The sequence below is a fragment of the Pseudomonas sp. PS01298 genome (assembly GCF_029959745.1).
GTDB lineage: Bacteria > Pseudomonadota > Gammaproteobacteria > Pseudomonadales > Pseudomonadaceae > Aquipseudomonas > Aquipseudomonas aylmerensis.
The window spans coordinates 1-4701 of sequence record NZ_JASCPP010000205.1 but is presented as its reverse complement, the minus strand read 5'-3'; the positions used below and the strand labels follow the sequence as shown (position 1 = coordinate 4701).

2 protein-coding genes are annotated in these 4701 nt (G+C 64.0%); both read left to right on the top strand.

Annotated elements, in window-relative coordinates; translation table 11 throughout:
- The first annotated feature begins 223 nt into the window (after positions 1 to 223).
- Complete coding sequence (locus QMX97_RS31605) at positions 224 to 1381, top strand: efflux RND transporter periplasmic adaptor subunit (protein WP_065906558.1); 1158 nt, start codon at positions 224 to 226, stop codon at positions 1379 to 1381.
- A 12-nt stretch (positions 1382 to 1393) separates the two neighbouring features.
- Entirely contained in the window at positions 1394 to 4483 is a 3090-nt protein-coding gene (locus tag QMX97_RS31600; protein ID WP_065906556.1) for an efflux RND transporter permease subunit, read from the top strand.
- Positions 4484 to 4701 lie beyond the last annotated feature (218 nt).

The window sequence follows — 4701 nt, the reverse complement described above, 5'->3', positions numbered from 1 at the left end:
CGACAGCGGTGGGTCAGTGAAGGCTGTTTCGACTGATACACCGCTGTCGGGGGCAAGCCCCCTCCCACATGGGAGCTCCAGTGCTTGCAGGATTGTGCAAGGATATACGCCCTCTGCCGACTATGGGTCGCACCTTACATTTCTTCACAGACCACCTACACAGCTTCACAGCACCACGGCGCAGGTGACCTTAGGATGCGCCAGTCAATATTGGGATAAGAGCATGTCAAAGAATCTGTTTGCGCCGTTTTGCCTGCTGGCCCTGACGCTGGCACTGAGTGCCTGCGACAAGTCGGCCACGCAAGCGCCGGAAATGCCGCTGGCCAAAGTCCGCATTGAAACCCTGCAGGCCAAGCCCCTGTCCATCAGCAGCGAGCTGAGCGGGCGCATCGCCGCGCCGCGCATCGCCGAAGTGCGCGCGCGGGTAGCCGGTGTGGTGATGCAGCGGGTGTTCAAGGAAGGTCACGACGTCAAACAGGGCGACGTGCTGTTTCGCATTGACCCGGCGCCGTTCAAGGCTGACCTCGACAGCGCCCAAGCCAACCTGAGCAAGGCCGAGGCCAATGCGTTCCAGGCGCGCCTGCAGGAGCAGCGCTACAGCCAGCTGGTCGAAGGCAACGCCATCAGCGGCCAGGACTACGACAACGCCCGCGCCGCCGTGCGCCAGACCAACGCCGAAGTCGCCGCCAACAAGGCGGCCGTCGAGCGCGCCAAGCTGAACCTGGGCTACGCCACCGTGACGGCACCGATTTCCGGGCGTATCGGCCGCGCGCTGGTCACCGAAGGTGCACTGGTCGGCCAGAACGAGGCCACGCCCCTGGCGATCATCCAGCAACTGGACCCGATCCACGCCGACCTGACCCAATCCACCCGCGAACTGAACGACCTGCGCCGCGCCTTCCGCGCCGGCAGCCTGAAGCAGGTCGGCCAGGATCAGGCCAAGGCCACGCTGATCCAGGACGATGGCAGCCTCTACCCACTGCCGGGCAAATTGCTGTTCGCCGAAATCAGCGTCGACCCCGGCACCGGGCAGATCATCCTGCGCAGCGAATTCCCCAACCCGGACCTCGATTTGCTCCCTGGCAGCTTTGTGCGTGTGCGCCTGGAGCAGGCCGTCGATAAACAAGGCATCAGCGTGCCGCAACGCGCCATCGTCCGCGACAGCGCCGGTATCCCCATGGTGCTGCTGCTGGACGCCGAGCAAACCGTGAGCCAGCAACCGGTGGAACTGGGTGCGGTGGTCGAGGACCGCTGGATCGTCAGCAGCGGCCTCAAGCCCGGTGACCGCATCGTCGTCGAAGGCCTGCAACACGCGCGCCCCGGTGAAAAAGTCCAGGTGGATGACAGCCCCGTGCCGCTCGCCCAGGCACCCGGCCAATAAGGATTATTGAGAATGCCGCAGTTCTTTATTGATCGCCCGATCTTCGCCTGGGTGGTCGCCCTGTTTATCCTGCTCGCCGGCTTGCTGGCGATCCCGCAGTTGCCGGTGGCGCAGTACCCCAACGTCGCGCCGCCCAAAGTCGAGATCTACGCGGTGTATCCCGGCGCCTCGGCCCAGACCCTGGACGAAAGCGTGGTCAGCCTGATCGAGCAGGAGCTCAATGGCGCCGACCACCTGTTGTATTTCGAATCCCAGAGCAGCCTCGGTTCGGCCACCATCACCGCGACGTTCCAGCCGGGCACCGATCCGGAAATGGCCCAGGTGGATGTGCAAAACCGTCTCAAGGCGGTCGAGCCGCGCCTGCCGCAAGCGGTGACGCAGCAGGGCTTGCAGGTGGAGAAAGTGTCCGCCGGTTTCCTGCTGCTGGTGACCCTCACCTCCAGCGACGGCAAGCTCGATGACGTAGCGCTCAGCGATTACCTGGCGCGCAACGTAATGAACGAGCTCAAGCGCCTCGACGGGGTCGGCAAGGCGCAGTTGTATGGCGCCGAGCGCGCCATGCGCATCTGGATCGACCCGCAGAAGCTGATCGGCTTCAACCTGACCCCGGCGGACGTGAATGCCGCGATCAGCGCGCAGAACGCCCAGGTTTCCGCTGGCAGCATCGGCGACTTGCCGGGCACCAGGACCCAGGAAATCACCGCCGCGATCCTGGTCAAGGGCCAGCTGTCGACGCCGGCGGAATTCGCCGACATCGTGCTCAAGGCCAACCCGGACGGCTCCACCGTGCGCATCGGCGATGTGGCGCGGGTGGAAATCGGCAGCCAGGAGTACCAGTTTTCCACGCGCCTGAACGGCAAGCCGTCCACCGCCGTCAGCGTGCAACTGGCGCCGGGCGCCAACGCGTTGAACACGGCGACCCTGGTGCGGGCGAAGATGGACGAGCTGTCGCGCTACTTCCCGGCCAATGTCGAATACAAGATTCCGTACGACACCTCGCCGTTCGTCAAGGTCTCGATCACCAAGGTGGTCTACACCCTGCTCGAAGCCATGGCGCTGGTGTTTGCGGTGATGTTCCTGTTCCTGCAGAACGTGCGCTATACGCTGATCCCGACGCTGGTGGTGCCGATCGCGCTGATGGGCACCTTCGCGACCATGCTGCTGCTGGGGTTCTCGATCAACGTGCTGACCATGTTCGGCATGGTGCTGGCCATCGGTATCCTGGTGGATGACGCCATTGTGGTGGTGGAGAACGTCGAGCGGATCATGGTCACCGAGGGCCTGTCGCCCAAGGAGGCGACGAAGAAAGCCATGGGCCAGATCACGGGCGCTATCGTCGGGATTACCCTGGTGCTGGTGGCGGTGTTCCTGCCGATGGCGTTCATGGCCGGTTCGGTGGGGGTGATCTACCAGCAGTTCTCGCTGTCGATGGCCACCTCGATCCTGTTCTCGGCGTTCCTGGCCCTGACCTTGACCCCGGCGCTGTGCGCCACCCTGCTCAAGCCGATCGCCAAGGGCGAACACCATGCCAAGGGTGGTTTCTTCGGCTGGTTCAATAAACGTTTCGAGCAACTCACCGATCGCTACGAAGGTTGGGTGGCTTATGCGCTCAAGCGCAGCGGCCGCTACCTGCTGGTCTACCTGGTGTTGCTGGTGGGCCTGGGGCTGATGTTCAGCCGCCTGCCCTCCTCGTTCCTGCCGGTCGAAGACCAGGGCTACACCATTACCGATATCCAGCTGCCGCCGGGTGCGAGCAAGAACCGCACGGTGCAGGTCGCCGAGCAGATTGAAGCGCACAACGCCAGCGAGCCGGGGGTGGGCGATACCACCATGATCATGGGCTTCAGCTTCTCCGGCTCGGGGCAGAATGCGGCGCTGGCGTTCACCACGCTCAAGGACTGGTCGCAGCGTGGCAGCGATGACTCCGCAGCCTCGATTGCCGACCGCGCCAACGCGACGTTCAGCGAGCTCAAGGATGCGATCGCGTATGCGATCCTGCCGCCGCCGGTGGATGGGCTGGGCACCTCCAGCGGGTTCGAATTCCGTCTGCAGGACCGTGGGGGCGTCGGCCACGCCGCATTGATGCAGGCCCGCACCGAACTGCTGGCGGCCGCGGAAAAAAGCCCGATCCTCGCCAACGTGCGCGAAAGCGCCCTCGCCGAGGCGCCACAGGTGCAGCTGGAAGTCGACCGCAAGCAGGCCAATGCGCTGGGCGTGTCGTTTGCCGATGTCGGCAACGTGCTGTCCTCGGCCATCGGCTCGGCGTATGTCAACGACTTCCCCAACCAGGGCCGCATGCAGCGGGTGGTGGTGCAGGCCGAAGGTGACCAGCGCAGCCAGGTTGCGGACTTGATGAAGATCCACGTGCGCAACAACGCCGGAAAGATGGTGCCGTTGTCGGCGTTTGTCGAAGCCAAGTGGACCCAGGGCCCGGCGCAGCTGACCCGCTACAACGGTTATCCGGCGATTGCCATCAGTGGTGAGGCCGCGCCGGGCCACAGCACCGGCGAAGCGATGGAAGAAATCCAGCGCCTGGTCAGCCAGTTGCCGGCGGGCCTTGGCCAGGAATGGACCGGGTTGTCGTTGCAGGAACGCTTGTCCGGCTCGCAGGCACCCTTGCTGTTGGGGTTGTCGCTGCTGATCGTGTTCCTGTGCCTGGCGGCGCTGTATGAAAGCTGGTCGATCCCGACTTCCGTGCTGCTGGTAGTGCCGTTGGGCGTCCTCGGCGCGGTACTGGCCGTGACCTTGCGTGGCATGCCCAACGATGTGTTCTTCAAGGTTGGCTTGATCACCATCATCGGGCTGTCGGCGAAGAACGCGATCCTGATCATCGAATTTGCCAAGGACCTGTATGACCAGGGCGAAGACCTGATCGATGCGACCCTCAAGGCCGCGCGGCTGAGGTTGCGACCGATCATCATGACCTCGCTGGCGTTCATCCTCGGCGTGGTGCCGCTGGCGATTGCCACCGGCGCCAGCTCGGCGAGCCAGCAGGCGATTGGTACCGGGGTGATCGGCGGGATGATTACCGCGACGTTGGCGGTGGTGTTTGTGCCGGTGTTTTTTGTGGTGGTGATGAAGCTGGTGCGCAAGAAGGGCTGATGCGGGCGGTGGTTCTTGTGAGGAATGCTTAGATTTTTTTGGCTGGTGGGCTTGTTGTGGCCAGTGAGCTAGTTGTGGTGAGCCGGCTTCATGTGGTGAGCGGGCTTCATGTGGCGAGCGGGCTTGCCCCGCGTTGGGCTGCGAAGCGGCCCCAAAACCATCCACCCCGGAATATCTGGAAAACCGCGGTGAGACTATTGGGGGGGCTTAGCCGCCCC